The 2,253-nt window shown below is 62.2% G+C and carries 2 protein-coding genes and 1 pseudogene; all 3 read left to right on the top strand.

All coding sequences use genetic code 11. From position 1 onward, the window contains the following. Positions 1–120: 120 nt before the first annotated feature. The 3 genes and pseudogenes from FXB38_RS39340 to tnpB all read left to right on the top strand — a co-directional run bounded on the left by FXB38_RS39340 (position 121) and on the right by tnpB (position 2,252). A pseudogene (locus tag FXB38_RS39340) lies at positions 121–879 on the top strand (IS5 family transposase). Between the two features lie 627 nt (positions 880–1,506). Then, positions 1,507–1,908: an IS66-like element accessory protein TnpA gene (gene tnpA / locus FXB38_RS39335; RefSeq protein WP_148756281.1), complete on the top strand. Its 402-nt coding sequence runs from the start codon at positions 1,507–1,509 to the stop codon at positions 1,906–1,908. Next, positions 1,905–2,252, top strand: coding sequence for an IS66 family insertion sequence element accessory protein TnpB (gene tnpB, locus FXB38_RS39330; RefSeq protein ID WP_148756280.1), 348 nt, complete (start codon positions 1,905–1,907; stop codon positions 2,250–2,252). The genes tnpA and tnpB overlap by 4 nt, the downstream gene beginning before the upstream one ends. Position 2,253 lies beyond the last annotated feature (1 nt).

Below are 2,253 nucleotides of genomic sequence, written 5' to 3'. Positions count from 1 at the left end.
GGAGTCGTCGGCAGCGTCAGATGTGTATAAGAGACAGCACCAACTGTAATGCTAGGGTCTGTACCTAATTTAACTGCTTCTGATTCTCTCGTACCGAGTTGATTCGGGTGGGGGATTTCGATGCGCAAAGGACTGTTCTGGCTCAACGACAAGCAGTGGGCCCAGATAGAGCCGCATCTGCCGACGAACCAGACGGGCCCGGCGCGCGATGACGATCGAGGCATTATCAGCGGTATCATTCACATGCTCCAGTGCGGCGCACGTTGGCGCGATTGCCCGACCGACTATGGCCCTTACACGACGATCTACAATCGGTTCAATCGCTGGGCTAAGCGCGGACATTGGCAGGCGATCTTTGAAGCGCTCGCCCGCTGCGGCAAGGACGGCGTGACTTTGTCGATCGACTCCACCTCGATCAAAGCGCATCGGCCGGCGAGCGGCGGAAAAGGGGGAGCATGAACAGGCGATCGGCCGCTCGCGCGGCGGGCGGACCACGAAAATCCACGCGCTGAGCGACCCTGATTGCAAACCTTGCGCATTTCATCTCACTCCGGGACAAGCCGCAGATATTGCCGCAGGGCCGGCCCTTTTGAGCTCGCGCCGCCCATGTCTTCCCTCATTGGAGACAAAGGCTACGACGGCGACGGCTTTCGCGCCGAAATTGTCAATCGCGGCGCGAAACCCGTCATTCCGAACAAGTCCAACAGGGTGACCCTCCACAGCTTCAGCAAACGCGCCTATAAAGGACGCAATGTTATCGAGCGCTGCTTCTGCCGGCTCAAGGATTTCAGGCGCATCGCTACTCGCTACGACAAACTTGCCAGAAACTTCTTGGCTGCCGTCCACCTCGCCGCCGTCGTCGCCTATTGGATCAATTGAGTCTGAACCCTAGTCTAAAACCTCGTTCTCCGAACCGCCCGATCTCAACGCAAACGAAGTTTGCCGCGTGTCATGGAGCGACTTCACATCCATCGTAGGCAGGTCGCAGTGGCCCCAAGTTCAAGAACTCCGGAAACGCCCCCCAGCCGCGCCACGCGTCAGGCGGCGTTTTGTGGAGGGGCGCTTGGGCTGCACGGCAAGCCGCGCCCCCGGGCGCCCGCCAAGGTTAAGAATGTCAGCATCGAATCCGCAATCGTGAGAACATTGGAGAGTTCCCCGAGGACGCCGCCCGATGGAGTTCCGGATGGCGAAGCCCAGCGGGCCGTCGCTGTTGGCCTTCAGGCTCCAACCCGCACTGGCTGGTGACGTTCAAGCTCTTGAGCGATCCAAACTTCGTGGCCAAAGTGCGCGACGTCTGCGTCTCGCCGCCGGAGCACACTGTCGTCCGATGTGTGGGTGAGAAGCCCAATCCAGACGCCGGATCGCAGTCAGCCCGACGCTGTCAATGCGTCCAGATCAGATGCCCATCCAACGTAAGCCTTCGGTGGAGTCGGTGGAGGCCGCCTTCCCGCATTGGGTTCGAGCGTGAGATGGTTTGCTCATTAATTCGCAAGCAAATGAGCAAACGTGACGACGGTTACGGTTCTGTCCGGTCCAGAGCGGCGACGGCGGTGGACCACTGCCGAGAAGCTTCGGATCGTGGAGGAGAGTCTGGCGCCTGGGGCCAGTGTTGTCGAGGTTGCTCGACGACATGACGTTCACCGCAATCTGGTTACGGCTTGGCGGCGGCAGGCGCGCACAGGCGTCCTCGCTTGCGGGCCCGAGCCCATGCAGCGGCAGGATGGCGAAGTCCGTTTTGCGGCAGTCTCCATTGCGCCAGACCGGCAACCGTTGACGGCGCCCTCCGGAAGCTGCGGTGCGATCGAGATTGAGTTCGCGGCCGGGGCTCGGATGCGGATCACGGGCGCGGTTGACGCGGCGACGCTGAGCGCAGTCGTGGCGGCGCTGACTGATGGACGGCCACGATGATCCCGTTGCCTGCCGGCGTGCGGGTATGGCTCGCAACCGGCCATACCGACATGCGGAAGGGCTTTCCGTCGCTGGCGTTGCAGGTTCAGGAGATCTTGCATCGCGACCCGCTGGGCGGCCACCTGTTTTGCTTCCGCGGTCGCCGCGGCAACCTGCTGAAGGTGACCTGGCATGACGGCCAGGGCGCCTGCCTGTTCACGAAGCGCCTGGAGCGGGGGCGCTTCATCTGGCCGAGCCCGGCCGAGGGCGTGGTGACGATCTCGTCGGCGCAGCTCGGTTATCTCTTGTCCGGGATCGACTGGCGGCACCCACAAGAGACGTGGCGGCCGACATCGGTCGGATGAG

This window comes from Bradyrhizobium cytisi, assembly GCF_008123515.1.
GTDB lineage: Bacteria > Pseudomonadota > Alphaproteobacteria > Rhizobiales > Xanthobacteraceae > Bradyrhizobium > Bradyrhizobium cytisi.
This window is presented reverse-complemented; position numbering and strand designations above follow the sequence as displayed.

Coding starts and splice junctions, on each gene's coding strand:
- tnpB (WP_148756280.1), top strand. CDS start 1,905: ATGATCCCGTTGCCTGCCGGCGTGCGGGTATGGCTCGCAACCGGCCAT.